Source organism: Dechloromonas hortensis (genome assembly GCF_009469765.1).
Classification (GTDB): Bacteria; Pseudomonadota; Gammaproteobacteria; order Burkholderiales; family Rhodocyclaceae; genus Azonexus; species Azonexus hortensis.
Window position 1 is genome coordinate 115,469 of record NZ_SSSQ01000001.1, and the last position, 24,415, is coordinate 139,883.

The 24,415-nt window shown below is 64.5% G+C and carries 25 protein-coding genes; 16 read left to right on the forward strand and 9 right to left on the reverse strand.

What is annotated here, in order from left to right; genetic code table 11:
* Positions 1 to 4 precede the first annotated feature (4 nt).
* Both GH663_RS00585 and GH663_RS00590 read left to right on the forward strand, forming a co-directional pair.
* Positions 5 to 700 carry a Crp/Fnr family transcriptional regulator gene (locus tag GH663_RS00585; RefSeq protein WP_246181488.1) on the forward strand — a complete coding sequence of 232 codons (696 nt, stop codon included), beginning with the start codon at positions 5 to 7 and terminating at the stop codon, positions 698 to 700.
* Positions 701 to 774: 74 nt separating this feature from the next.
* The gene (locus GH663_RS00590) at positions 775 to 966 is read left to right on the forward strand and encodes a YgaP family membrane protein (protein ID WP_153129815.1); all 192 of its coding nucleotides are present in this window, start codon (positions 775 to 777) and stop codon (positions 964 to 966) included.
* Positions 967 to 1,029: 63 nt separating this feature from the next.
* Here the strand turns inward: GH663_RS00590 and rsmA are convergent, their stop codons facing one another.
* The 4 genes from rsmA to GH663_RS00610 are packed head-to-tail and all read right to left on the reverse strand — an operon-like array spanning position 1,030 to position 6,657.
* Positions 1,030 to 1,797 (reverse strand): 16S rRNA (adenine(1518)-N(6)/adenine(1519)-N(6))-dimethyltransferase RsmA, encoded by a 768-nt coding sequence (rsmA, locus tag GH663_RS00595; RefSeq protein WP_153129816.1) that lies wholly within the window; start codon positions 1,795 to 1,797, stop codon positions 1,030 to 1,032.
* On the reverse strand, positions 1,794 to 2,804 hold the full coding sequence (gene pdxA, locus GH663_RS00600) for a 4-hydroxythreonine-4-phosphate dehydrogenase PdxA (protein WP_153129817.1): 1,011 nt from the start codon (positions 2,802 to 2,804) through the stop codon (positions 1,794 to 1,796). The genes rsmA and pdxA overlap by 4 nt, the downstream gene beginning before the upstream one ends.
* Entirely contained in the window at positions 2,804 to 4,111 is a 1,308-nt protein-coding gene (locus GH663_RS00605; protein WP_153129818.1) for a peptidylprolyl isomerase, read from the reverse strand. The genes pdxA and GH663_RS00605 overlap by 1 nt, the downstream gene beginning before the upstream one ends.
* 5 nt (positions 4,112 to 4,116) lie before the next feature.
* Positions 4,117 to 6,657 (reverse strand): LPS-assembly protein LptD, encoded by a 2,541-nt coding sequence (locus tag GH663_RS00610; protein ID WP_153129819.1) that lies wholly within the window; start codon positions 6,655 to 6,657, stop codon positions 4,117 to 4,119.
* 91 nt (positions 6,658 to 6,748) lie between these two features.
* On the opposite strand from GH663_RS00610, the gene GH663_RS00615 reads away from it, so the two are divergent.
* The 13 genes from GH663_RS00615 (at position 6,749) to hemF (ending at position 19,507) form a co-directional block, all read left to right on the forward strand.
* On the forward strand, positions 6,749 to 7,771 hold the full coding sequence (locus tag GH663_RS00615) for an aminoglycoside phosphotransferase family protein (protein ID WP_066881633.1): 1,023 nt from the start codon (positions 6,749 to 6,751) through the stop codon (positions 7,769 to 7,771).
* A gap of 7 nt (positions 7,772 to 7,778) precedes the next feature.
* Complete coding sequence (gene murU / locus GH663_RS00620) at positions 7,779 to 8,450, forward strand: N-acetylmuramate alpha-1-phosphate uridylyltransferase MurU (RefSeq protein ID WP_153129820.1); 672 nt, start codon at positions 7,779 to 7,781, stop codon at positions 8,448 to 8,450.
* Positions 8,447 to 9,757 carry an aminopeptidase P N-terminal domain-containing protein gene (locus GH663_RS00625; protein WP_153129821.1) on the forward strand — a complete coding sequence of 437 codons (1,311 nt, stop codon included), beginning with the start codon at positions 8,447 to 8,449 and terminating at the stop codon, positions 9,755 to 9,757. Before murU ends, GH663_RS00625 begins: the two co-directional genes overlap by 4 nt.
* Complete coding sequence (locus GH663_RS00630; protein ID WP_153129822.1) at positions 9,750 to 10,895, forward strand: FAD-dependent monooxygenase; 1,146 nt, start codon at positions 9,750 to 9,752, stop codon at positions 10,893 to 10,895. Before GH663_RS00625 ends, GH663_RS00630 begins: the two co-directional genes overlap by 8 nt.
* Positions 10,886 to 11,773: a 1,4-dihydroxy-2-naphthoate polyprenyltransferase gene (locus tag GH663_RS00635; RefSeq protein WP_240481750.1), complete on the forward strand. Its 888-nt coding sequence runs from the start codon at positions 10,886 to 10,888 to the stop codon at positions 11,771 to 11,773. The genes GH663_RS00630 and GH663_RS00635 overlap by 10 nt, the downstream gene beginning before the upstream one ends.
* A gap of 70 nt (positions 11,774 to 11,843) precedes the next feature.
* Entirely contained in the window at positions 11,844 to 13,133 is a 1,290-nt protein-coding gene (locus GH663_RS00640; protein ID WP_205629836.1) for an NCS2 family permease, read from the forward strand.
* A 10-nt stretch (positions 13,134 to 13,143) separates the two neighbouring features.
* Positions 13,144 to 13,698: an adenine phosphoribosyltransferase gene (locus tag GH663_RS00645; protein WP_153129823.1), complete on the forward strand. Its 555-nt coding sequence runs from the start codon at positions 13,144 to 13,146 to the stop codon at positions 13,696 to 13,698.
* 3 nt (positions 13,699 to 13,701) lie between these two features.
* Entirely contained in the window at positions 13,702 to 14,262 is a 561-nt protein-coding gene (locus tag GH663_RS00650; RefSeq protein ID WP_153129824.1) for a hypoxanthine-guanine phosphoribosyltransferase, read from the forward strand.
* 121 nt (positions 14,263 to 14,383) lie between these two features.
* The gene (dusB, locus tag GH663_RS00655; RefSeq protein WP_066881624.1) at positions 14,384 to 15,400 is read left to right on the forward strand and encodes a tRNA dihydrouridine synthase DusB; all 1,017 of its coding nucleotides are present in this window, start codon (positions 14,384 to 14,386) and stop codon (positions 15,398 to 15,400) included.
* On the forward strand, positions 15,397 to 15,630 hold the full coding sequence (locus tag GH663_RS00660) for a Fis family transcriptional regulator (RefSeq protein WP_066881622.1): 234 nt from the start codon (positions 15,397 to 15,399) through the stop codon (positions 15,628 to 15,630). The genes dusB and GH663_RS00660 overlap by 4 nt, the downstream gene beginning before the upstream one ends.
* 5 nt (positions 15,631 to 15,635) lie before the next feature.
* Positions 15,636 to 17,228, forward strand: coding sequence for a bifunctional phosphoribosylaminoimidazolecarboxamide formyltransferase/IMP cyclohydrolase (gene purH, locus GH663_RS00665; protein WP_153129825.1), 1,593 nt, complete (start codon positions 15,636 to 15,638; stop codon positions 17,226 to 17,228).
* A 27-nt stretch (positions 17,229 to 17,255) separates the two neighbouring features.
* Positions 17,256 to 18,533, forward strand: a complete 1,278-nt coding sequence (purD, locus tag GH663_RS00670; RefSeq protein ID WP_066881618.1) for a phosphoribosylamine--glycine ligase — start codon at positions 17,256 to 17,258, stop codon at positions 18,531 to 18,533.
* 77 nt (positions 18,534 to 18,610) lie between these two features.
* Positions 18,611 to 19,507, forward strand: a complete 897-nt coding sequence (gene hemF / locus GH663_RS00675) for an oxygen-dependent coproporphyrinogen oxidase (protein WP_153129826.1) — start codon at positions 18,611 to 18,613, stop codon at positions 19,505 to 19,507.
* Positions 19,508 to 19,532: 25 nt separating this feature from the next.
* Here hemF and GH663_RS00680 read toward each other — a convergent pair whose 3' ends face one another.
* The 5 genes from GH663_RS00680 to hemC are packed head-to-tail and all read right to left on the reverse strand — an operon-like array spanning position 19,533 to position 23,744.
* Complete coding sequence (locus GH663_RS00680; protein WP_153129827.1) at positions 19,533 to 19,772, reverse strand: hypothetical protein; 240 nt, start codon at positions 19,770 to 19,772, stop codon at positions 19,533 to 19,535.
* 27 nt (positions 19,773 to 19,799) lie between these two features.
* Complete coding sequence (locus GH663_RS00685; RefSeq protein ID WP_153129828.1) at positions 19,800 to 20,984, reverse strand: heme biosynthesis protein HemY; 1,185 nt, start codon at positions 20,982 to 20,984, stop codon at positions 19,800 to 19,802.
* Positions 20,981 to 21,997, reverse strand: coding sequence for a uroporphyrinogen-III C-methyltransferase (locus GH663_RS00690; RefSeq protein ID WP_246181466.1), 1,017 nt, complete (start codon positions 21,995 to 21,997; stop codon positions 20,981 to 20,983). Before GH663_RS00690 ends, GH663_RS00685 begins: the two co-directional genes overlap by 4 nt.
* Before the next feature lie 32 nt (positions 21,998 to 22,029).
* Positions 22,030 to 22,812, reverse strand: coding sequence for a uroporphyrinogen-III synthase (locus GH663_RS00695; protein ID WP_153129830.1), 783 nt, complete (start codon positions 22,810 to 22,812; stop codon positions 22,030 to 22,032).
* Entirely contained in the window at positions 22,809 to 23,744 is a 936-nt protein-coding gene (gene hemC / locus GH663_RS00700) for a hydroxymethylbilane synthase (protein ID WP_153129831.1), read from the reverse strand. The genes GH663_RS00695 and hemC overlap by 4 nt, the downstream gene beginning before the upstream one ends.
* A gap of 42 nt (positions 23,745 to 23,786) precedes the next feature.
* On the opposite strand from hemC, the gene GH663_RS00705 reads away from it, so the two are divergent.
* Positions 23,787 to 24,410, forward strand: coding sequence for a methyltransferase domain-containing protein (locus GH663_RS00705; protein ID WP_153129832.1), 624 nt, complete (start codon positions 23,787 to 23,789; stop codon positions 24,408 to 24,410).
* The last annotated feature ends 5 nt before the right edge of the window (positions 24,411 to 24,415 follow it).

The window sequence follows — 24,415 nt, forward strand, 5'->3', positions numbered from 1 at the left end:
GTCGATGATCCCGGCGACCATGGAAAAAACGGCTGGCCGTACGGTCGACCTGCAAAAAGTGCTCGATCTGTATCCGGCGCTGGCCGGCCTGCCGGCCGAGCGCCTGCGCCCCCTGTTTCAGCCGCAGGCCGTCATGCAGTTGCCGGCCGGCACCCAGGTTTTTGCCGAGCACCAGCCCTGCCAAGGGTTTCCGCTGCTGATCGAAGGCAGCATCAAGGTCGCCAAGCTGGCCGCCAGCGGCCGCGAACTGGTGCTCTACCGGGTAACGCCTGGTGGCTCGTGCATCATCAGTTCAAGTTGCCTGCTCGGCCACAGCGACTACAACGCCCGCGGCATCGCCGAAACACCGCTCACCCTGCTCGCCCTGCCTGTTGCCGATTTTTCGCGGCTGATGCTCGAACACGCCCCCTTCCGCGACTTCGTCTTTCACCTGTTTGCCGAACGGATTGGTGAATTGATGCAACTGGTCGAAGAAGTCGCCTTTGCCCGCCTTGATCAGCGCCTGGCCAAGTTGCTGCTGGCCCGCAACGAAACGGTGATCAATGTCACGCACCAGCAACTGGCCGATGAACTGGGCAGTGTCCGCGAAATCGTCAGCCGACTGCTCAAAGGCTTGGCCACCCAGGGTCTGGTCGTGCTCGGCCGCGAGCAGTTGCGCATCAACGACCGAACAGGGCTACAAAAACTGGCGTCCGTGTGACCCAGGTTACATACGCTGTCATCTGCCGTGGCTAAAGTAGGCGCCGTACCTACTTACTCAACGGAGAACAGATCATGAAAAGCAATGTTGGCGGTATCGATAAAATCCTGCGTATCGTTGTCGGCGCCGGCCTGATTGGGGCCACCGTGGCCGGCCTGCTGCCGGCCTGGGGCTATATCGGCATCGTGCCCCTCGCAACAGGACTGATCGGTTGGTGCCCGGTCTATCCGCTGCTCGGCATGAGCACCTGCCCGATGAAGAAGTAAGCCGCAGTTTCCGGCACAAAAAAACCCGCCGGCGGCGGGTTTTCTTTTGGTGGTCGCCCTCGGTCAAGAAAGGTAATTGGCGATCCGCACGTAGTCGGCAACCGGAATGTCTTCGGCCCGCCGGGTCGGGTCGATACCGAGTTCGGCGAAGCCGGCGTCGCTGAGCACGCCTTTCAACGTGTTGCGCAGCATCTTGCGCCGCTGCGAGAAGGCGGCAAGAACGACCTGCGACAACTTGGCGGTACTTTTCGCATTGAGTTCCGCAACATCCTTCGGAATCAGGCGGACGACGGCCGACTGCACCTTCGGCGGCGGATCGAAGCTCTCCGGCGGCACGTCGATCAGCCACTCGATATGGAAACGATATTGCAGCATCACTGAGATGCGGCTGAAGTCGGACTCGCCGGGCTCCGCCACCATGCGCTCGACGACTTCTTTCTGCAGCATGAAGTGCATGTCGTAAACGATCTCGGCGTAGTCGGCGAGATGAAAGAGCAGCGGCGTAGAGATGTTGTAGGGCAGATTGCCGACCAAACGCAGCTTGCGGCCGATGCTGGCGAAATCGAAGGCCAGCGCGTCGCCTTCGTGGATGGTCATGCGCTCGCGCGGATACTGCTTCTTCAGGCGGGCGATCAGGTCGCGGTCGATTTCAACGACGTGCAGGTGATCGAGGCGAGCCAGCAGCGGCTCGGTGATGGCGCCAAGGCCGGGGCCGATTTCGACCAGGGTATCGCTACGCTGCGGCCCAATGGCGGAAACGATGGCGCCGATGATGCCGCTATCGACTAGGAAATTCTGGCCGAAGCGCTTGCGGGCGACGTGCTCTTTCATTGAATCTGAACCTTTCTGGCGGCCATGCGGGCCGCTTCTGCAACCGCTTCGAACAAGCTGCCCGGATCGGCCCGCCCGCTACCGGCGAGTTCGAGCGCGGTGCCGTGGTCGACCGAAGTGCGGATGATCGGCAGGCCGAGAGTGACATTGATGCCATGGCCGAAAGTGGCGTACTTCAGTGCCGTCAGGCCCTGATCGTGGTACATGGCGAGCACGGCGTCACCCTGGGCGAGGACCGGCGGTGTGAACATCGTGTCGGCCGGATGCGGGCCGGAGAGCAGCATGCCCTCGCCGCGCAGCTTGTCGAGCACGGGGCTGATGATTTCGATTTCCTCGCGACCGAGGTAACCGCCTTCGCCGGCATGAGGATTGAGGCCGGCGACCAGGATGCGCGGCGCGGCGATCCCGTACTTGCCGCGCAGATCGGCATGCAGGATGCGCAGGGTCTGGGCCAGAACGTCCGGCGTGATCGCGGCCGGCACATCCTTCAGCGGCAGGTGGGTGGTGACCAGTGCGACGCGCAGCGGCCCGCGCTCAGTGTTGCCGGCCAGCATCATGACGACCAGCGGCGTGCCGGTCTGTTCGGCCAGGTATTCGGTATGGCCGGTGAAAGGCACGCCGGCTTCGTTGATGACGCCTTTGTGCACCGGCGCCGTCGCCATCGCCGCAAACTCGCCGGACCGGCAGCCGGCCAACGCCCGATCGAGCAGGGCCAGCACATAGCGGCCATTGGCCGCATCCAGTCGTCCAGGCAAGGCCGGGACGGCGAGCGGCACATGCAGCACGTCCAGCGTACCGGCCGGCAAAGCCCGGCGGTCGACACTGTTTTCGGGGCAAAAATCGCGGAAGGCCAGTTTCAGGCCGAGTTGGGCGGCACGCGCGGCCAGCAATTGGCGGTCACCGAGGATGACCGGCTGCGCCTCGCCGGTGTAGTCGGCCAGGCGCAGGCAAAGTTCCGGTCCGATCCCGGCCGGTTCGCCGCTGGTGACCGCGATCAGCGGCCGCATTACTGCTCTTGCATCCGGTTTTCGACGTAGGTGCGGTCGCGCAACTGGCGCAGCCAGTCCTGATACGCCTCGTCGAGCTTGCGCTCGCGCAGGGCCTGGCGGGCCACGCCACGCTGGCGTTCGGCCGAGACGTCGCGCTCACGGCGTTCCTGGACCTGGATGATGTGCATGCCGAACGGCGACTGGATGACCGGGCTCATTTCATTGACCTTCAGCGCATCCATCGCCCGCTCGAATTCCGGCACGGTATCGCCCGGATTCAGCCAGCCGAGGTCGCCGCCCTTGGCAGCGGAGCCGTCCTGCGAATAGAGGCGGGCCTGCTCGGCGAAATCGACGCCATTGACGATGCGCTCGCGGACGTTTTCCAGCTTGCGGCGGGCTTCGGACTCGGAAACGATTTCGTTGATGCGGACCAGGATATGACGGGCCCGGGTTTGCTGGATCGAAGCCGGTGCGCTGCCGCCGCGCTTTCCAAGCAGCTTGACGATGTGAAAACCGGCGGAGGAACGCAGCAGTTCGCTGATCTGGCCAGTTTGCAAGCGAGCGGCGACATCGGCATAGAGGCTGGGCAGACGCTCCAGTTGCCGCCAACCGAGATCGCCGCCTTTCAGGGCATCCGGCGCATCGGAGAAGGCGGCCGTCAGTTCGGCAAAGTTCTCACCGGCCAGCGCCCGCTTCAGGGCCTGCTCGCCGCGCAGGCGGAGTTTTTGCAGTTGCTCAGGGCTGGCTGACTCCGGGGCGCGCAACATGATATGGGCCAGCTGATATTCCTCGCTGCCGCCGTTGGCCGCCTGGTTGGCCAGATAATTGTCGATCTCGCCGTCGGAAATGACCAACTTGCTATCGACCTCGCGCTCGCGCAGGCGGACCATGGTCATTTCGGTACGGATCTCCTCACGGAACTTGGCGTACTTGATGCCGTCCTTTTCCAGGGTTTGCCGGAACTGCTGCGGGGTCATCTTGTTATTGGCGGCAATCCGGCCGATCGCCTGATCGAGCTGAATGTCATCGACGCGTAGGCCGGTCTCCCGGGCGTACTGCAGTTGCACGCGATCCATGATGACGCGTTCGAGCATCTGGCGCTCCAGCACATCCTGCGCTGGCAGCGGCGTGCCCTGCTTCTCCAGTTGCTTGAGTGCCGACTCGAGGCGACTGCGCAGTTCGTAATAGGTGACCACTTCGTCACCGACGACAGCCACGATATGGTCGGCCTCGATAGGCTCTTGCGAAGCGGCGAACAGCGGCTGGGCGAAGAATCCGCACAGGCAGCAGATCAGGACAAGAAGACGGCGAAGGATATTGGGCATGGTGGTCATTGGGTGGAGAGCAGGCTGCCGCTGTTGGGCAGTTCGTTGGTTTTACCGTAGCCGGGGATGCTGCGCCGGAGCAGGCCGAGCGGATTGGAGCCGATGCTGCCGAAATCGTTGAGTTCGAGCTGGAAGTAAAACGTCGTGTTGGGCGAGCCGGAAACAGCCTCTAGTCGCTGCACGACACCGCGCACCGACCAGCAACCGGCATTGTATTCGAGACCGCCGATGGCTTCGAGCAACTGGCTGTCCTTCATCGACCAGTTGTAACGACCAACGGCATACCACTGCCCGTTGAGCGGCCACTGACCGGCGATGTCGAACTGATCGACCGTCGATTTGTCGGTCAGCGGGTCGCGCGTATAGCGGTAACTGGCGCTCAAGACCTTGCCCAGTTCTGGCTGGAAGCGCATGCCCAGCGACAGGCGTTCGTTGGTGCCGTCGCGATAGTTGTATTCCCAGGCCGCATCGGCATAGGTTTTCGGCCAGATCAGGCCGTTGACCGCAGCCACCAGATTGGAGAAGTCGGCCGCCCGGGTCGTTTCGCCGGGAATGGTGACGCGCTGCGGCTTGAAGTAGTAGCGCTGGCCGAGCATCGCCTTGAAGCGCTCGACGCCGGTCGAGGCATCGAGGAAACGGGTGGTCACCGCCGCCGTCAGCTGATTGGCATCGTTGACCCGGTCGAAACCGCTGTAGCGGTTTTCGGAGAAGATCTGTGCGAAATTGAAATCGGTGAGACCGGAGTCGAAGATCGGGATCTTGCTCTGGTCCTTGTACGGAATATTGACGTAGTAAAGACGCGGCTCCAGCGTCTGGATATAGTCGGTATCGAGCCAGTTGCTTTCCCGTTCGAAAATCACCGTCGAATCGAGTGTGAAGGTCGGCAGCGTCCGGTTGAGGCTGGTCGGCTCGCCAATCGTCTGCTGGTCCAGCGCATACTTGGTCATATGCACGCCGAGCTTGGGCGTGATCTGGAAAGCCGGATGGACGATGGGCAAGGAAACTTGCGGGTAGAAGACCATGCGGTCGCCCGCCACCTTGTCCGGATGCGTGAAACGCGAGAACTGGGCGATCATGCTGAGATCGGTCTTCAGCACATTCGGCTTGAAACCGATCACATTCAGTTGCGGCTCCAGAAAGTAGGGACGGGTAATCGGATTGTTCGGGTCCGGCTGCAAGGTCTGGTAACGCAGGACCTGCATATTGCTCTGCAACCACGGCGTCGGCGAATAATTCAGCACGACCTGCTTCGGCAACTGGGTCTGCGAGGTCTGCAGCAGACGCGAGGACATATCCTCCCAGTAATTGTCGTCGGAAACGCCATTCCAGTTCACCGAGGCCGAGAAGCCCCGTCCAAAATTTTGCTGGTGCTGGATGTTGTAGGCGTAGCGGCGAGCATTCTCGATTTCGTCATTCGGCATGTACTCGAGACGTGTCATGCCGCGGTAGTTGTAATCGAGATACTGCACCTCGGCACCGAGTTGCAGACCGCGCTTGGCCATGTAACGCGGGTAGAGGGTCAGGTCGTAATTGGGCGCGATTGACCAGTAATACGGAGTCGTGATGTCGAAGCCGTTATTGGTCGAGGTCGAGAAAAAGGGATGCAAGAACCCGCTCTTGCGCTGATGGTTGAGCGCAAAAGAAGCTGCCGGCGCGTAAAAGATCGGCACGCCCTTGAACCACAGGGAGGCGTGCTTCGCCTCGCCGACGTCGCGGTCGTAGTCAAGCAGCATTTCCGAGCTTTGCAGATACCAGTCGGTCTGCCCCGGCTTGCAGGTCGAGAAAGTCGAATCCGCCATCCGGATATGGTTTTCGCCCTCGAAATTGACCATTTCGGCATGGCCGCTCGCCTCCGACGGACGACGGGCCGGACTGGTCGTTGGCAAGCCGTAGCTGTTCGGCACGTTGAGCATCATCGGCGCCCCGGTCGAGACCGAACTGCTGCTCGATACCGTCACCACCGTCTGCTGCTGTCGGTAGAACTTGCTCGCCACGTCCTTGACGATGTAGTAGTCGGCCTGCTCGGCAAAGCCGATCTGCTCGGTCAGCTTCATCCGCAGATGCGGCGTCTCGACCTCGGTGCCCTCCTGGAGCAGGCGGACATTGCCGGTCGCCTCGACCTCGTCTTCGAGCGGCCAGTGCGTCAGCTTGTCGGCAAAGATCAGGGTGCCGGCCTTGCGGACCTCGACCTCCCCCTCCGCCTCGGTCACTTCGTCGGCCCGGCCTTGGATATTGTCGGCGACGATGAACATCGGATAGCTGTCATCCTTGTTCAGCTCGACCGGATGCTCGACCCCGACGCCAGGCACGAGCGGCGCCTTCTTCTTGCCGAGCACGTTGAATTTGCGCTCGACGCGCAGGCGGACCGGCGCATCGTTGGCAGCCAGTTGCAGCCCGGCGGTCGACGCCTCTTGCGACGCAGATTTGCCGGCTTCGCCAGCCGGCAAGGGCAAGCGCGCCGTATCGATTGCGGCGTGGCTGACCTGCATGCCGGCGAACATGCAACAGACAAAAACAGCGAGCGGACGGCGGGCAAAACCGGTCATCAAGGCAATCAGGAAAGGGCCAGGACCGGAATGGCCGGAACCCGAGTGTTAAAATCCCGGCATTTTACAACGAACCGAACCCTGCCCGCTTATGCAAGCCACGCCGCGCGATCAACTTGTTACAGACTGGGTCGCCAGTCGCTTTCCCGATCAGTCCGTCCAGATCACCCCCGCTTCGGCCGATGCCAGCTTCCGCCGTTACTTCCGCCTGACCTGGCCGGACGGCAACACGCGCATCCTGATGGACGCGCCGCCGGACAAGGAAGATTGCAAGCCCTTCATCCACGTCGCCGGCCTGCTCGCCAAAGCCGACCTCGCCGCACCGCGCATTCTCGACCAGGATCTCGAGCACGGCTTCCTGGTCCTCACCGACCTCGGCCGCATCGGTTACCTCGATGCCCTCAACGCCGACCTGTCGATGGCCGACCTGCTGATCCGCCCGGTCCTCGACAGCCTCGTCCAATGGCAACTCGCCTCGAAGGCGAGCACGCTGCCGCCCTACGACGCGACCCTGCTGCGCCGCGAACTCAACCTCTTCCCGGAATGGTTCGTCGGCCGCCACCTAGGCGTGCAACTGAGCGATGACGAAAAATCGATGCTCGACCGGACCTTCAAGTTCCTGATCAACTCGGCGCTGAACCAGCCGAAGGTCTTCGTGCACCGCGACTTCATGCCGCGCAACCTGATGCTGGTCGAAAGCGCCGAACGCCTGACCCCGGGCATCATCGATTTTCAGGATGCCGTCTACGGGCCGATAGCCTACGACGTCGTCTCGCTATTCCGCGACGCCTTCATTTCCTGGGAAGAAGAGCAGGAAATCGACTGGGTCGTCCGCTACTGGGAAAAGGCCCGCGCCGCCGGCCTGCCGGTGCGCGCCGATTTCGGAGATTTCTGGCGCGACTACGAGTTGATGGGCCTGCAGCGCCACCTCAAGGTACTCGGCATCTTCTGCCGCCTGAAATACCGAGACGGAAAGGAAAAATACAGCGAAGACCTGCCCCGCTTCATGAACTACGCCCGCAAGACAGCCAGCCGCTACATTGCGCTGAAGCCGCTACTCAACCTGCTCGACAAGCTGGAAGGCAACACCGAGCAGATCGGCTACCGGCGCTAAGGGCGAGATGAAAGCCTTCATCCTCGCCGCCGGCCGCGGCGAACGCATGCGGCCACTGACCGACCACACGCCCAAGCCGCTGCTTCCGGCCGGCGGCAAACCGCTCATCGTCTGGCATCTGGAACGACTGGCGGCGGCGGGGTTCCGGGAAATCGTCATCAACCACGCCCACCTCGGTTCGCTGATCGAGCAAACGCTTGGCGACGGCTCGCAATGGGGCCTGCACATCCAGTATTCGCCGGAGCCGCCGGGCGCCCTGGAAACCGCTGGCGGCATCGCCAGCGCCCTGCCGCTGCTCGGTGACCAGCCCTTCCTGGTGGTCAATGGCGATGTTTATTGCGATTTGGATTTTGGCCGTTTTGCCGGGTGGACCGCCGGCATGGCACACTTGGTCATGGTGGAGAACCCGGCCCACCACACCGCCGGCGACTTCGGCCTGGAGGGCGAGCGCGTCACTTACGCCCAAGGTGAGCAAACACTTACTTACGCCGGAATTGGCGTTTTTTCGCCAGCCTTCTTCGCCGACGTCCAACCCGGCACGGTCATGAAACTGCGCCCGCTGCTCGACGCCGCCATTGCCGCCGGCACGCTGACCGGGGAACGCTACACCGGCCGCTGGGTCGATGTAGGTACACCACAACGTCTGGCCGAACTGGATCAGGAACTGAGGACCGCATGAGCCACGCCCACTTTCTCGCCCGCCGCAAACGCCTGCTGCAAACCATCGGCGACGGTGTCGCCATCGTCCCGACGGCGCCGGAAGTCATCCGCAACCGCGACGCGCACCATCTCTATCGCTTCGACAGCTATTTCTGGTACCTGACCGGCTTCCCGGAACCGGAAGCGGTCGTCGTGCTGATCGGCGCCAAGGATGGCAAAAGCAAACCGAAATCCATCCTGTTCTGCCGCGAAAAGCATGAAGAGCGCGAAATCTGGGACGGCTACCGCTACGGGCCGAAAGCCGCCAAGACCGCCTTCGGCTTCGATGCCGCCTACCCGATCGAGCAACTCGACAAGAAACTGGCCGAATTCCTCGTCGACCGCGACACCCTGTGGCATGCCATCGGCCACGACAGCAGCTGGGATACCCGCATTGCCAAGGCCTTGAACGAAGTCCGTGCCCAGACCCGGGCCGGCAAGCGGGCGCCGCGCGCCATCCACGACCTGCGCGCCGAACTCGACGCCATGCGCCTGATCAAGGATGCCGCCGAGGCCGGCATCCAGCAACGCTCGGCCGACATCGCCAGCGCCGGCCACGCCCGCGCCATGCGCGCCTGCCGCCCCGGCATGGCCGAGTACGAACTGGAAGCCGAACTGAGCTACGAATTCAGGAAGCGCGGCGCCGATGCCCACGCCTACACGCCGATCGTCGCCGGCGGCGCCAATGCCTGCGTGCTCCACTACGTCTCCAACGACAAGGTGCTCAACGACCACACCCTGGTCCTGATCGACGCCGGCTGCGAAGTCGAAGGCTACGCAGCCGACATCACCCGCACTTTCCCGGTCAATGGCCGCTTCAATGCGGCGCAGAAGGACGTCTATGAAATCGTCCTCGCCGCCCAGGCGGCAGCCATCCAGGCGACGGCGCCCGGCCGCCACTTCATGGAAGGCCACGATGCCGCCGTCCGCGTGCTGACCCAGGGCCTGATCGATCTCAAGCTGCTCCAGGGCGACCTCGACAACCTGATCGAAAAAGGCGATTTCCGCCGCTTCTACATGCACCGCACCGGCCACTGGCTCGGCCTCGACGTGCATGATGCCGGCGAATACAAGGTCGGCGACGAATGGACCCGGCTGCTGCCGGGCATGACGCTGACCGTCGAACCCGGCCTCTACATCCGTCCCGGCGCCGATATCCCGCCGGCGCTGGCCGGCATCGGCATCCGCATCGAGGACGACGTCCGGGTCACCGAGTCAGGCTGCGACGTCTACACCACGGCGCCGAAGACGGTGGCCGAAATCGAGGAAGTGATGCGCCATGAGTGAACCGGCGGTTGAAAACGTCGATATCCTGATTGTCGGCGCCGGCCCGGTCGGCATGACCTTGCAACTGGCACTTGCCGCTGGCGGCCAGAAATCGCTGTTGGTCGACCGTCGATCGCAGGCATCACAACAACAGGACCCGCGCGCCCTCGCCTTGTCGTACGGTGCCCGCCAGCTGCTCGAACAGATCAATAGCTGGCCGAGCCGCGCCGCGACACCGATCGAAACCATCCACATCTCGCAAAAGGATGGCTTCGGCCGGACGCTGATCGACCGCGCCGACTACGCGCTGCCGGCGCTCGGCTACGTCGTCCGCTACCGCGACCTGGCGGCGGACCTGGCGGCGCAATTGCCGCCGGACGCCATGCTGGCCGAGGCGGAAATTCTCGACATCACCCCGGGTGACGATCACGTCACCGTCACGCTGCGCCATGCCGGCCAGTTGCGCGCCATCCAGAGCAAGCTGCTCGTCCATGCCGAAGGCACGCCGGGCGACGACCCGGCGGTCAAGGTCAGCGATTACGAACAGCATGCCGTGATCGCCGAAATCACGCCGACACCAGGCCATAACAAGCGCGCCTGGGAACGCTTCACGCCGGACGGCCCGCTCGCGCTGCTGCCGCTTGGCGACGAATACTCGGTCGTCTTCACGCTGCCGCCGGCCAAGGCCGATGCCGTGATGGCGATGGACGACACCGCTTTCACCGTCGCCCTGCAAAACCAGTTCGGCCGGCGCCTGAGCTTCACCAAGCCCGGTCCGCGCAGCCGCTTTCCGCTCGCCCTGCGCCTGCGTGAAACGCTGGTCAAGGGCAAGGAAGTGTGGATCGGCAATACGGCGCAAACCCTGCACCCGGTCTCCGGCCAGGGTTTCAATCTCGGCATCCGCGACGCTTGGCAACTGGCGGAAATATTGCTTAAAAATGGCGTCGACCGTGGCAGTCTGGCCGACTATGCCGCCAGTCGCCGCCTCGACCGCCGGGGCAGCGCCTTCTTCACCGACCAGATCGTCCGCACCTTCTCCAACGATTGCGGCCCGCTCAAGCTGGCCCGCGGTCTTGGCCTGCTTGCCCTCGACCTCTGTCCGCCGGCCCGTCACTTCGTCGCCAAGCGGATGATCTGGGGAGCCCGCGCTTGGCCGTAAATCCCGGGCGGCTGCAAGCCTGGTTCCTCGCCTGCCGCCCCAAGACCCTGTCCGTCTCGCTGTCGCCGGTGCTGGTCGGCACCGCCATCGCCTGGCACGACAGCGGCGCCTTGCTCTGGCTGCCGCTGCTCGCTGCCGCCCTCGGCGCCGGCTTCATCCAGATCGGCACCAACCTGTTCAACGATGTCGGCGACTTCCTGCGCGGCACCGACACGCCGGATCGCCTCGGCCCCAAACGCGCCACCGCCGAAGGCTGGCTCAGCGTCGGCCGCGTCAAACTCGGCGCCTGGCTGGCCTTTGCCCTCGCCTTCCTGTGCGGCATCTATCTGGTCTGGCATGGCGGCTGGCCGATCGTCGCCATTGGCCTCGCCTCGCTGGCCGCCGGCTGGGCCTACACCGGCGGCCCGAAGCCGATTGCCTACGGTCCACTCGGTGAAATTTTCGTTTTTCTCTTTTTCGGCTTGGTCGCCGTTGGCGGCAGCTATTACCTGCAAACGCTCGGCCTGAGCCCGGCGGCACTGATTGCCGCAGCGCTGGTCGGCATCCACGCCGCGGCGGTGATCACCGTCAACAACTACCGCGACCTCGACGGCGATGCCCGAAACGGCAAGAACACGCTGGCCGTCCGCCTCGGCCGCCCGGCGACGCGCCGGATCTACGCCGGCGAAATGCTCCTCCCTTACGCCTTGCTCCCCCTGCTCGGCGCCGAACTGGGCGCGCTGGCGGCACTGCCGCTGCTGTCGCTGCCTCTGGCCGGCCGCCTGATCCAGCGTTTTCATAGGGAAGCACCGGGGCCGGTTTTTAACCAGATTCTGGCGTTGACCGCCGGACTGCAACTGGCCTTCGCGCTGCTGCTGACCCTCGCCTTCAGCCTCTGAAGCGAGCCAAAGGCCGGGCCAGAGCGGCCCGTTCTTGTTAAAATGCGCTGCTTTTTCCCGGAGCATCCCCGTGCTTGAACGCCTGTTCCAGCTCCAAGCCCATGGCACCACGGTCCGTACCGAGCTACTCGCCGGTCTGACCACTTTCCTGACCATGGCCTACATTGTCTTCGTCAATCCCGACATTCTCTCGGCCGCCGGCATGCCGAAAGATGCGGTCTTTGTCGCGACCTGCCTGGCCGCCGCCATCGGCACCGGCATCATGGGGCTGTACGCCAATTACCCGGTGGCGCTGGCGCCGGCCATGGGCCTCAACGCCTATTTCGCCTTCACCGTCGTCCAGGGCATGCACTACACCTGGCAGGCGGCACTCGGCGCCGTGCTGATTTCCGGCCTGCTCTTTGTCGCCGTCAGCCTGTTCCGGGTCCGCGAGTGGATCGTCAATGCCATCCCGACCTCGCTCAAATACTCGATCTCGGCCGGCATCGGCCTCTTTCTCGCCATCATCGGCCTGAAAAACGCCGGCCTGATCACCGCCCATCCCGCCACCCTGCTCACCCTCGGTGACCTGCACACACCTGGCCCGCTACTCGCCTCGGCCGGCTTCATGCTGATCGTCGGACTCGAATACCGCCGGGTGCCGGGCGCCATCATCATCGCCATCCTGTCGGTGACAGCCGCCTCGGTCGCCCTCGGCCTGACCGAATTCCACGGCGTCGTCGCGCCGCCGCCCTCGCTGGCTCCGACCTTCCTGCAGATGGATCTGGCCGGCGCGCTCAATGCCGGCCTGCTGACCGTCGTCCTGACCTTCTTCATCGTCGAACTGTTCGACGCCTCCGGCACGCTGATCGGCGTCTGCCATCGGGCCGGCCTGCTCGATGCCAACGGCCGCCTGCCCCGCCTGAAGAAGGCGCTGCTCGCCGATTCGCTGGCGATCACCGCCGGCGCCTGCCTCGGCACCTCGTCGACCACGGCCTACATCGAATCGGCGGCCGGCACCGCGGCCGGCGGTCGCACCGGCCTGACCGCCGTCGTCGTCGCCCTGCTTTTTCTCGCCGCCGTCGTCTTCGCCCCGCTGGCCAGCACCGTGCCGGCCTACGCCACCGCCCCGGCGCTATGCTACGTCGCCATCCTGATGTCGCGCGGCCTGGCCGAAATCGACTGGGACGACCTGACCGAAGCGACACCGGCCGTCGTCACCGCCATCACCATCCCGTTCACCTTCTCGATCGCCAACGGCATCGCCTTCGGCTTCATCTCCTACGTCGCGATCAAGTTGCTGGCCGGCCGCTCACGCGACCTCTCACCGACCGTGGCGCTGATCGCCGCCGCCTTCATCGCCAAGTTCGCCCTGCTCTGAGGCCACCACCATGACCACCGACCCGCTGTTCGACACCGCCTTCCTGCGCCAGCGCATCCGCACCGTCGCCGACTGGCCCAGCCCGGGCATCCAGTTTCGCGACATCACGCCGCTGCTGCAGGATCCGCGCGCCTTCCGCCTGCTCGTCGAGGCCTTCGTGCTGCGCTACATGAACGCCGGAATCGACCTGGTGGCCGGCATCGACGCCCGCGGTTTCATTCTCGGCAGCGTCGTCGCCCACCAGTTGAACCGCGGCTTCATCCCGGTCCGCAAGAAGGGCAAGCTGCCCTTCGCCACGGTCGCCGAGGAATACGAACTCGAATACGGCAACGCCACCGTCGAAATCCATACCGACGCCGTCGCCGCCGGCCAGCGCGTGCTGCTGATCGACGACCTGATCGCCACCGGCGGCACGATGATGGCCGCCGCCCGCCTGCTCCAGCGCCTGGAAGCGACCGTCGTCGAAGCGGCGGCGATTGTCGACCTGCCCGAACTGGGCGGCTCGAAACTACTCAAGGAAGCCGGCCTGCCGGTCTTTACCGTTTGCGACTTTGCCGGACACTGAACCATGACTATCGATCTCGAAGAAATCCGCCGCGCCCTGGCCGAAGCCGACTGCCTGGCCAGCCCCGAACAGGTTGACGCCGCGCTCGATCGCCTGGCCACCGCCATTACTGCCGAACTGGCCGAGCAGAACCCGCTGGTCTATTGCGTGATGAACGGCGGCCTGATCTTCGCCGGCCGCCTGCTCGCCCGCCTCGCCTTCCCGCTCGAAGTCTCCTACCTGCACGCCAGCCGCTACGGCCACCAGCTCGAAGGCAACAGCCTGCTCGACTGGCGCGTGCGCCCGGCGCACGACCTGAAAGGGCGCAGCGTGCTGGTCATCGACGACATCCTCGATGAAGGCCACACCCTGCAGGCGATCTGCCAGCACCTGCTGGAAGAAGGTGCCGCCCGCGTGTCGACCGCCGTCCTCGTGCACAAGGTGCACGCGCGCAAGGCGGTGCCGGGCATGCGCGCCGATTTCAGCGGCCTGGACATCCCGGATCGCTTCCTGTTCGGCTGCGGCATGGACTACAAGGGCTACTGGCGCAACGCACCTGGCATCTATGCACTGAAAGGCCATTAAATCAACAGTCAACCGATCACCGGCCAGACATATTTTGGCCGGATTTGACTATTTTTTAAGCGGCCACTGCGGTACAATCGCCCCCTTCCCCGAACCACCCCTGCCTCGTCTTTTCGCGCCCATGGAATTTGTCGGCTTCACCCTTCGCAACAACCTGTTCGTCGCGCCGATGGCCGGCGTCACCGATCGCCCCTTCCGCCAACTGTGCAAGAAAATGGGCGCCGGACTGGCTGTTTCCGAAATGGTGACCAGCAATTCCCTGCTCTACGGCAGCGCCAAGACCTTGCGCCGGGCCAATCACACCGGGGAAGTGGCGCCGATTTCGGTGCAGATCGCCGGCGCCGATCCGGCCATGATGGCCGAGGCCGCCCGCCACAACGTCGATAACGGCGCCCAGATCATCGACATCAACATGGGCTGCCCGGCCAAGAAGGTCTGCAACGTGATGGCCGGCTCGGCCCTGATGCAGGATGAGGAACTGGTCGGCAAGATCCTCGACGCCGTCGTCGGCGCCATCCCGAACACGCCGGTGACGCTGAAATTCCGTACCGGCTGGAACCTGGCCAACCGCAACGCACCGACCATCGCGCGCATTGCAGAAAGCGCTGGCGTCCGGGCCGTCGCCATCCACGGCCGGACGCGCTGCCAGCAATATACCGGCGAAGCCGAGTACGACACCATCGCCATGGTCAAGACGCTGATCAAGATTCCGGTCATCGCCAACGGCGACATCACGACGCCGGAAAAGGCCAAACACGTGCTCGACGTCACCGGTGCCGACGGCGTCATGATCGGCCGCGCCGCCCAGGGCCGCCCCTGGCTGTTCCGCGAAATCGAGCACTATCTGAAAACCGGCGAGCACCTGCCGCCGGCCGAGGTCAAGGAGATCCACAGCATCCTGCTGGCGCATCTCGAAGACCTCTACGCTTTCTACGGCCCGGAAACGGGGTTCAAGGTCGCCCGCAAGCACATTTCCTGGTACACCAAGGGACTGGTCGGCTCGGCAGCCTTCCGCAAGGAAATGAACGTTCTGCCCAGCATCGAACAACAGATGCAGGCGGTAAACGACTTCTTCTGCCAACTAGCGGCAGAGCATGCACACCTAAAATACAATTCAGAGGAGGCGTTGGCAGCATGAGCCAACAGGATTTGGGGAAATGTGTCACGAACTCGCTGGAACAATACTTTCGTGACCTCGACGGCGAAAAACCCGCCGCGATTTATGACATGGTTCTACGCAGCATCGAAAAACCGATGCTCGAAGTAGTGCTCGCCAAGGCGGGCAGCAACCAGACGCTGGCCGCGGAGATGCTCGGCATCAACCGCAACACCCTGCGCAAGAAACTTACCGAACATCAACTACTGTAATCGCCATGACCATCAAGCAAGCACTGATTTCCGTCTCCGATAAAACCGGCGTTCTTGAATTTGCCCAGGGCCTCGCTGCCCAAGGCGTCAAGCTGCTGTCCACCGGCGGCACCGCCAAGATGCTGCGTGACGCCGGCCTGGCCGTCACCGAAATCGGCGACTACACCGGCTTCCCGGAAATGCTAGACGGTCGCGTCAAGACCCTGCACCCGAAGGTACACGGCGGCATCCTGGCCCGCCGCGACCTGCCTGAGCACATGGCGACCATCGAACAGCACGGCATTCCGATGATCGATCTGGTCTGCGTGAACCTCTATCCGTTCGCCGCCACCATCGCCAAGGACGGCGTCACCCTGGAAGACGCAATCGAGAACATCGACATCGGCGGTCCGGCCATGGTCCGTTCCTCGGCCAAGAATTACGCTGGCGTCGCCATCGTCACCGATCCGGAAGACTACCAGCCGCTGCTCGCCGAAATGCAGGCCAATGCCGGCGCCCTGCAACTGGCGACCCGTTTCGGCCTGGCCAAGAAGGCCTTCACCCACACCGCCCGCTACGACAGCATGATCGCCAACTGGCTGACCGGCCTCGACGAAGGTGCCGAAGCCAAGCCGGCTGAAGCTGCCCCGACACCGGCCATCTTCCCGGCCAAGCTGCAACTGGCTTTCGACCGTACCGAGATCCTCCGTTACGGCGAGAATTCGCACCAGAGCGCCGCCTTCTACCGCGACACCAATCCGGTCGCCGGCAGCATCGCCGCCTACACGCAGTTGCAGGGCAAGGAATTGTCCTACAACAATATCGCCGACTCCGATGCCGCCTGGGAATGCGTCAAGACCTTCGATGCCCCGGCCTGCGTCATTGTCAAGCACGCCAACCCCTGTGGCGTAGCCATCGACGGCACCCTGCTCGGTGCCTACGAAAAATCCTTCAAGACCGACTCGACCTCGGCCTTCGGCGGCATCATCGCCTTCAACGGCGAAGTCGGCATCGACGTGGTCAACGCCATGAACGAGCGCAAGCACTTCGTCGAAGTCCTGATCGCCCCGTCCTTCACCGCCGAAGCCAAGGCCGCGCTGGCCGCCAAGGCCAATCTGCGCGTGCTGGTCGTTCCAATCTCCCGCGCCCTCAACGCGCTGGAATTCAAGCGCGTCGGCGGCGGCCTGCTGGTCCAGACGCCGGACAACTTCACGGCGCAGGCCTCCGGCCTGAAGATCGTCACCAAGGTGCAGCCGACCGCGCAGCAGATCGAAGACCTGCTCTTCGCCGAGCGCGTCGCCAAGTTCGTCAAGTCGAACGCCATCGTGTTCTGCGGCAACGGCATGACGCTCGGCGTCGGCGCCGGCCAGATGAGCCGCGTCGATTCGACCAAGATCGCCAGCATCAAGGCCCAGCACGCCGGCCTCGAACTCAAGGGTTCGGTGGTCGCGTCGGATGCCTTCTTCCCGTTCCGTGACGGCGTCGACGTGCTGGCCGAAGCCGGCGCCAAGGCCGTCATCCAGCCGGGTGGTTCGATGCGCGACGAGGAAGTCATCGCCGCCGCCGACGAACATGGCCTGGCCATGGTCTTTACCGGCAACCGTCACTTCCGTCACTAATAACAAGCACACTCGAAGAGATCAGCCATGAAACTACTGGTAATCGGTTCCGGCGGCCGCGAGCACGCCATGGCCTGGCGCCTGGCCAAGACGCCCGGCCTGCAGAAGGTTTACGTCGCCCCCGGCAACGCCGGCACGGCCCGTGAGCACGAGCTGGAAAACCTCAACATCACCGACCCGGAAGCGCTGGCTGATTTCGCCGAGCAGAACAAGATCCACCTCACCGTCGTTGGCCCGGAAGCGCCCCTGGCGGCTGGCGTGGTCAACGTTTTCCGGGCCCGCGGCCTGAAGATCTTCGGCCCGACCAAGGAAGCCGCCCAGCTCGAATCCTCGAAGGATTTCGCCAAGCGCTTCATGGCCCGCCACAACATCCCGACCGCGGAATTTGCCACGTTTACCGAGTCGACCGCAGCCCACGCCTACATCGACCAGAAAGGCGCCCCCATCGTCATCAAGGCCGACGGCCTGGCTGCCGGCAAGGGCGTTGTCGTCGCCATGTCGCTGGAAGAAGCGCATGCCGCGATCGACGACATGCTGTCCGGCAACAAGCTGGGTGATGCCGGCGCCCGCGTCGTCATCGAGGAATTCCTCGATGGCGAGGAAGCCAGCTTCATCGTCATGGTCGACGGCAAGAATGTCCTCGCCCTGGCCTCCAGCCAGGACCACAAGCGGATCGGTGACGGCGACACCGGCCCCAACACCGGCGGCATGGGTGCCTACTCGCCGGCCCCGGTGGTCACCCCGGAAGTGCACGCCAAGGCGATGCGCGAAATCATCCTGCCCACCGTGCGCGGCATGGCGGCCGACGGCATTCCGTTCAGCGGCTTCCTCTACGCCGGCCTGATGATCGGCAAGGATGGCAGCGTCAAGACGCTGGAATTCAACTGCCGGATGGGCGACCCGGAAACCCAGCCGATCCTGATGCGCTTGAAGTCGGATTTCGTCGATCTGCTGGAGCACGGCATCAACGGCACGCTGGACCAGGTCGAAGCCGAATGGGACCGCCGCATCGCGCTGGGCGTCGTGCTGGCCGCCGCCAACTACCCGGACACCCCGCGCAAGGGTGACCAGATCACCGGCCTGCCGAACGGCAACAGCTTCGGTGAAGATGCTCATGTCTTCCATGCCGGCACCGCCAACCAGGACAGCAAGGTCGTCACCAGCGGCGGTCGCGTGCTGTGCGTCACGGCACTCGGCGAAAACATCAAGCTGGCCCAGAAACTGGCCTACGAATCAGCTGTCCAGATTCATTTCGACGGCATGCAGTTCCGCAAGGACATCGGCCACCGGGCGATCAGCCGCTGAACCATTACGGCGCAACCGACTCTGACGGGCGGCTCATTTGGTAGATGAGCCGCCCGTTTTTCATTTCCGGAGACTCAATGGACACTACCCGCCTCAAGGATTTCTTCACCGGCTTGCAGAGCCGCATCGTCGCCGAACTCGAAGCCTTCGACGGCCAGCCTTTCCGCACTGATTCCTGGGAACGCCCGGAAGGCGGCGGCGGCATTTCGCGGCTGATCGAGGAAGGCGACTTCTTCGAGCGTGGCGGCGTCAATTTCTCGCACGTCACCGGCTCGTCGCTGCCCGCCTCGGCCACCGCCGTCCGCCCGCAACTGGCCGGGCGCGCCTGGGAAGCGATGGGCGTTTCGCTGGTCCTGCATCCGCGGAATCCCTACTGTCCGACGGCCCACATGAACGTCCGCTGCTTCGTTGCCAGCAAACCGGGCGAGGACGATGTCTGGTGGTTCGGCGGCGGCATGGACATGACGCCTTACTACGGTCGACGCGAGGATGTGGCGCATTTTCACCAGACCTGCAAGGACGCCCTGGCCCCGTTCGGCGACGCCGTTTACCCGAAATACAAGAAGTGGTGCGACGACTACTTCTTCCTGAAGCACCGCAACGAACCGCGCGGGGTCGGCGGCGTCTTTTTCGATGATCTCAACGAAGGCGGCTTCGAGCGCTGCTTCGACCTGACCCAGGCGGTCGGCAACGCCTTCACCGAGGCCTACCTGCCAGTGCTGGCCAAGCGTCGTGAAATACCCTACGGCGAGCGCGAACGCGACTTCCAGGCCTATCGCCGTGGTCGCTATGTCGAATTCAACCTGGTCTGGGATCGCGGCACGCTGTTCGGCCTGCAGTCGGGCGGACGTACCGAATCGATCCTGATGTCGCTGCCCCCGATCGTCAAATGGCGCTACGACTGGCAGCCGGCCGCCGGCACGCCGGAAGCCGAACTCTACGAGGTTTTCCTCAAGCCGCAGGACTGGGCCTAAGGCCTAAACCCGGGGGCGTCGCCCCTTACTTCAGCTTGCCCCTGACGACCAGGACCCGTGCCGGGTCTTTTACCGCCAGCTTGCCGCCGCCACCGGCCAGATTGCCACAGACGCAGGCGGCCTTGATGTGGGGCACCGAATTGACGACGGCAGTGCAATCGAGGCACTCGTAATAAAGATCGCCGCCGGTCGGCAGGCTGCCCGGCTCGGGCGCCGGCTCGACCGGGTAAAAATTGTAGATCTTGCGCATGTCGATATTCAGCATTTCCCCTCCGCTCCCTTTTTATGGAACCTAGCGCGCTTCGAGTTTGGCGCTGGCCCGGTAGTGTTTGTTGGCTTCTTCCGGCCGTTCCAGCTGATCGAACAGGCGAGCCAGTTCGAGATGCCCTTCCGGCGTATCGTGCACCGCCAGCGAGGCTTCCAGATAGCTTTGCGCCTTGCCCCACAGCCGCTGACGCAGGCACATCCGACCCAGCGCCTTGAGCAGGCGGGCATCTTCGGGATGCTTGCGGAGCCAGCCTTCGGCCTTGGCGATACGCGCCGTTTGCTCGCCGCCGGTCAGGCGACCGTAGATCGCCACCAGCTCAGGCTGCCATTCGTCGTTGCTGGCAGTATCGAGTACCGCCTCGATCAGTTTCTGCGCTTCGCTTTCGGCGCCCAGCGCCACCAGAGCCCGGGCGGCAGCGAGCACGACGCGCTGACTACGTTCCTCGGCCGGCAGGGCGCGCAGGTAGGCGGTCAGCAAGCCCTGATCGGCGGCCCGTTTGGCGATATTGCCCAGATGCGCCTGGGTCCGGACTTCGCGGACCACTTCCGCAGGCAGCGCAGCACGCTTGTCGAGCTGGCGGGCCAGCTTGAGTACGCCATCCCAGTCGCCCGCCCCCTGCCGCGCCCGCAACTCCAGACGCAAGGCCGCGATATGGCGTCCCTGTTTGGCCTGCAGGCGCTCCAGCGCGAGCAGCGCCTCGTCGAAACGGCGCGCCTCGTTCATCATCTCGGCTTCCAGCATCAGCGTCGCCGCTTCGGTGCGCGGATCGTCCAGCGTGGCACGCTCCATCCAGCCTTGCTGCTTTTCCGATTCGCGCATGCGCTGCGCCGCCCGCGCCGCGATCAGCGCCGACAAGCCCGGCGCCGTGCCGGCTGCATGCGCCTCGCTGGCTTTTTTCAGCGCCTGACCAAAGCGGCCTTCAAACAACAGGCGAACGGCATCCTGAAAAACCAGCCCGGCCTTTTCGCGTTGCCGGCGGGCACGGTATTCGCTGACCCGCTGCGGCAAGCCGAGCGTCAGCGCCAGGCCGCGCAGCAAGGCGTAGAAGGCGGCGAAAAGGGCGAGCAGCGCCAGGATCATCAGATTCAGCGAGACCTCGGCCCGCCAGGGCGGCAAGACCAGCAGGACGTAGCCGTCGTTGAGCTTGGCGCCGAGCGCCACCGCCACGGCCAGCGCAAACAGCGCGACAAACCAGAACAGGCCCTTCACCGCTTTTCCTTGCCGCCACGCAGGCCGCGCAAGGCGCCCTGGGTTTCGCTCAGATTGGGCAGATCGCTGTTCAGGGCAACCCCGGCCATTTGCCCGAGGGTAGCCTGGGCGGCCTGCACCGCCTTGTCGTCGGCGACGAAATGGCGGCCGAGCCAGCTCTGGGCCTGCTTCAGTTCATTGCGGAAAGTTGCCTGATCGCGGGAGAACAGGGCGAGCCTGGCATTGAGCAGGCGCAGCTTGAGGTTTTCGCGCAGGAAGAAAGCCTGGCCGGGCGCCAGCAAGGCGGGATCTTCGGCATCGAAACGCTGGATGCGGACGAGGCCCTTGATCTCCTGCCAGACCTGCCGGGCACCGCGTTGCCACCATGCCTCGGCGGCTGGCGCCGGGGCATTTTCGGCCTTTTCCGACGGTCGACCGTAGCTGGCCAGCGGCAACAGGTCGGCGGCCAGCACGACCTGTTCGAGACGCAGGCTGATGCCGGCCTGATCGACAAAAGGCAACGCATTCAGACGCTCGATGTCCTTGGCCAGCGCCTTGCGCAAGGGCAGATAAGCAGGTCGGTCGAGGCGGGCCAGCCGGGCGTCGGCGGTCTGCAGCGCGAGCAGCGCGACCGGCACGTTGCCGGCCAGTTGCAGTTGCTGCCCGGCCAGCGTGATGGCCTGCTCGACTTCGAGCAGCAGCGCCTCTTCGCGACTGCGCGCGATGTCCTGGTAGAGGCTTTGCAGGGCAACGCTCTGGCCCTGGAATTCGTTGAGCTTGCCTTCGAAGGCGCCTTGCCGGGATTGCAGGTCTTCGATCTGCTCGCGCAACTGTTTCTGGGCGCCGCGTTCTTCCTGGTTGCCGGCTTCGGCTTCAGCCAGCCGGCGCGTCACTTCCTGCTGCGTGTCGGCCAGTTTCTGGCGCGTTTCCAGCCACTGCCAGCCAGCCAGAACCAAGGCGGCGACGGCGATCAGCAGGGTCAGGTTTTGCCGGTAGGAGCGAGGGGACGCGGGGAGCGCGGCGGGCAAGTTCATATTCGGAGCGGGGGTTTGTTCGTTATCAGGCATCATGCCGCCCAATTATAAGCACCTAAGCCGGCAAGCAGGCCGGCGTCGGCGGCTTCGGTCAGGATAATCTTGCTCAAGCCGAGGGCCCGGGCATTTTCGGCAATGCGGGCATGCGGCACGAAAAGCGGGGTTTTTTGCAGGAAGGCACGGCCTTCGGCGTCGAGCAGATCGACCAGATAGCGCAGGCCTTCGCTGCTCGACACGGTCAGCGCATCGAGCCGCCCGGCGCGCCAGGCGGCGAGCAGCGGCGCGACGCCGTCAGTCGGTCCGGAACGACGGTAGCAGGTGATGCAATCGACGGTCGCCCCACGCTGGCGCAAGGTATCGGCCAGCAATTCGCGGCCGCCGTCGCCGCGAAAGATGGCGACCCGCCGGCCGGCGATCTGCGCTGCGGCCAGTTCCGGCAATTCGAGCAGGGCTTCCGAATCGAAACGCGTGCTCGGCGCGATGCAGCCGTCAATACCCAGCGCAGCGAGGGCCTTCACCGTGCCCTGGCCGACGGCGGCGGGAATCAGTCCGGCCGGCCACGGACCGCGGGCCAGCATGGCCGGCACCGCGTAGTCGACGGCATTCGGGCTGATGAAAACGGCCAGGCGGTACGCGGCGAGTCGGGCGATGGCGGCGGCCAGCGGCTGCGGGTCGCCGGCCGGCGAGATTTCAAGCAAGGGGAAGAGCAGCGGCGCGCCGCCGGCCTCGGCAATGGCCGCGGCCAGGGGCGCGGCCTGCGCCCGCGGCCGGGTGACCACGATGGTTTTGCCGGCGAGCGGGCCGGGCTGGCTCATTTGCAGTGGGCGAGCTTTTCCAGAATGGCGTCGGCACCCTTGGCGCGCAGTTCGGCCGCCAGTTGCAGGCCGAGCTTTTCGTCATCGGCCGGATTGCCGCGCAGTTCGGCGCTGACCATTTCGCTACCGTCGACGGTGGCAACGAAACCGCGCAGCCAGAGCTGGCCGTTGTCGATGATGGCGTAGCCGCCGAGCGGCACCTGACAGCTGCCGCCGAGGGCGCGCGAGAAGGCGCGTTCGGCCTTGACGCAGTGGGCGGTTTCCGGGTCGTTCAGGGGGGCGACGACGGCGGCCATCGTCGCATCGCCATCGACCAGTTCGATGCCGAGCGCACCCTGACCGGGGGCAGGCAGCGACTGCTCGGCGGTCAACACCGATTTGATGCGATTTTCCAGGCCGAGGCGGATCAGGCCGGCGGCGGCCAGGATGATCGCGTCGTATTCGCCGGCGTCGAGTTTCTTCAGGCGGGTATCGAGGTTGCCGCGCAGGCTCTTGATGACCAGCTGCGGGTACTTGGCGCGCAGGATGGATTCGCGGCGCAGGCTGGAAGTGCCGACGACGGCGCCAGCCGGCAGATCGTCGAGGCCGTTGTACTTGTTCGAGACGAAGGCATCGCGCGGGTTTTCGCGGGCCGAGATGGCGGCCAGCACGAAACCTTCCGGCATCACCATCGGCACGTCCTTCATCGAATGGACGGCAAGGTGGGCACGGCCTTCCTGCATCGCCACTTCGAGTTCCTTGATGAACAGGCCCTTGCCGCCGATTTCGGCGAGCGGCCGGTCGAGAATCTGGTCGCCCTTGGTGGTCATGCCTAGAATGACGACTTCAGCCCCCGGATTCTGGCCGGCCAGACGGCCCTGGACATGCACGGCCTGCCACATGGCGAGGCGGGATTCGCGGGAAGCGATGATGATCTTGGAAGGAGCAGACATGAAGCGGCACGCAGCAAGGGTTTCGAAGAGGGCAATCTTAGCATGAGCGAACAGACGCCCTCCCCGACCCAGATCAAACCGCCGGAGCAGCGCCCCGAACACCCGGATTTCTGGAGCAAGCGCTTTGGCGAAGGCACCACGCCCTGGGACGCCGGCAAGGTGCCGACCGCCCTGGCCGACTTCATCGACCGCCAACCGACCCGGCTCAACACGCTGATCCCCGGCTGCGGCAGCGCCTGGGAAGCGGTGCATCTGGCCGAACGCGGCTGGCCGGTGACAGCGCTCGATTTTTCGCCGGTCGCCGTCGACCGGGCGCGCGCCGTACTCGGCAACGTCGCGGTCGACCTGGTCTGCGCCGACTTTTTCACTTTCACGCCGGCGGCGCCCTATCAGCTGATCTACGAACGCGCCTTCCTCTGCGCCCTGCCGCGCAAGCTGTGGGCCGACTGGGGCCGCCGCGTCGCCGAACTGCTGCCGCCCGGCGGCCGGCTGGCCGGCTTCTTCTTCCTCTGCGAACAGCCCAAAGGGCCGCCGTTCGGCATCCTGCCGGCCGAACTCGATGCCTTGCTCGCCGCAAATTTCGAACGCATCGAGGATGCCGCGGTCGACGATTCAATTCCGGTATTTTCCGGCCGCGAACGCTGGGAGGTCTGGCAACGGCGCTGAGCCGG

What these genes read in the sequence shown, in the direction of transcription:
- GH663_RS00585 (WP_246181488.1), top strand. Translation starts at nt 5, where the DNA reads ATGATCCCGGCGACCATGGAAAAAACGGCTGGCCGTACGGTCGACCTG.
- GH663_RS00590 (WP_153129815.1), top strand. Translation starts at nt 775, where the DNA reads ATGAAAAGCAATGTTGGCGGTATCGATAAAATCCTGCGTATCGTTGTC.
- rsmA (WP_153129816.1), bottom strand. Translation starts at nt 1,797, where the DNA reads ATGAAAGAGCACGTCGCCCGCAAGCGCTTCGGCCAGAATTTCCTAGTC.
- pdxA (WP_153129817.1), bottom strand. Translation starts at nt 2,804, where the DNA reads ATGCGGCCGCTGATCGCGGTCACCAGCGGCGAACCGGCCGGGATCGGA.
- GH663_RS00605 (WP_153129818.1), bottom strand. Translation starts at nt 4,111, where the DNA reads ATGCCCAATATCCTTCGCCGTCTTCTTGTCCTGATCTGCTGCCTGTGC.
- GH663_RS00610 (WP_153129819.1), bottom strand. Translation starts at nt 6,657, where the DNA reads ATGACCGGTTTTGCCCGCCGTCCGCTCGCTGTTTTTGTCTGTTGCATG.
- GH663_RS00615 (WP_066881633.1), top strand. Translation starts at nt 6,749, where the DNA reads ATGCAAGCCACGCCGCGCGATCAACTTGTTACAGACTGGGTCGCCAGT.
- murU (WP_153129820.1), top strand. Translation starts at nt 7,779, where the DNA reads ATGAAAGCCTTCATCCTCGCCGCCGGCCGCGGCGAACGCATGCGGCCA.
- GH663_RS00625 (WP_153129821.1), top strand. Translation starts at nt 8,447, where the DNA reads ATGAGCCACGCCCACTTTCTCGCCCGCCGCAAACGCCTGCTGCAAACC.
- GH663_RS00630 (WP_153129822.1), top strand. Translation starts at nt 9,750, where the DNA reads ATGAGTGAACCGGCGGTTGAAAACGTCGATATCCTGATTGTCGGCGCC.
- GH663_RS00645 (WP_153129823.1), top strand. Translation starts at nt 13,144, where the DNA reads ATGACCACCGACCCGCTGTTCGACACCGCCTTCCTGCGCCAGCGCATC.
- GH663_RS00650 (WP_153129824.1), top strand. Translation starts at nt 13,702, where the DNA reads ATGACTATCGATCTCGAAGAAATCCGCCGCGCCCTGGCCGAAGCCGAC.
- dusB (WP_066881624.1), top strand. Translation starts at nt 14,384, where the DNA reads ATGGAATTTGTCGGCTTCACCCTTCGCAACAACCTGTTCGTCGCGCCG.
- GH663_RS00660 (WP_066881622.1), top strand. Translation starts at nt 15,397, where the DNA reads ATGAGCCAACAGGATTTGGGGAAATGTGTCACGAACTCGCTGGAACAA.
- purH (WP_153129825.1), top strand. Translation starts at nt 15,636, where the DNA reads ATGACCATCAAGCAAGCACTGATTTCCGTCTCCGATAAAACCGGCGTT.
- purD (WP_066881618.1), top strand. Translation starts at nt 17,256, where the DNA reads ATGAAACTACTGGTAATCGGTTCCGGCGGCCGCGAGCACGCCATGGCC.
- hemF (WP_153129826.1), top strand. Translation starts at nt 18,611, where the DNA reads ATGGACACTACCCGCCTCAAGGATTTCTTCACCGGCTTGCAGAGCCGC.
- GH663_RS00680 (WP_153129827.1), bottom strand. Translation starts at nt 19,772, where the DNA reads ATGCTGAATATCGACATGCGCAAGATCTACAATTTTTACCCGGTCGAG.
- GH663_RS00690 (WP_246181466.1), bottom strand. Translation starts at nt 21,997, where the DNA reads ATGAACTTGCCCGCCGCGCTCCCCGCGTCCCCTCGCTCCTACCGGCAA.
- GH663_RS00695 (WP_153129830.1), bottom strand. Translation starts at nt 22,812, where the DNA reads ATGAGCCAGCCCGGCCCGCTCGCCGGCAAAACCATCGTGGTCACCCGG.
- hemC (WP_153129831.1), bottom strand. Translation starts at nt 23,744, where the DNA reads ATGTCTGCTCCTTCCAAGATCATCATCGCTTCCCGCGAATCCCGCCTC.
- GH663_RS00705 (WP_153129832.1), top strand. Translation starts at nt 23,787, where the DNA reads ATGAGCGAACAGACGCCCTCCCCGACCCAGATCAAACCGCCGGAGCAG.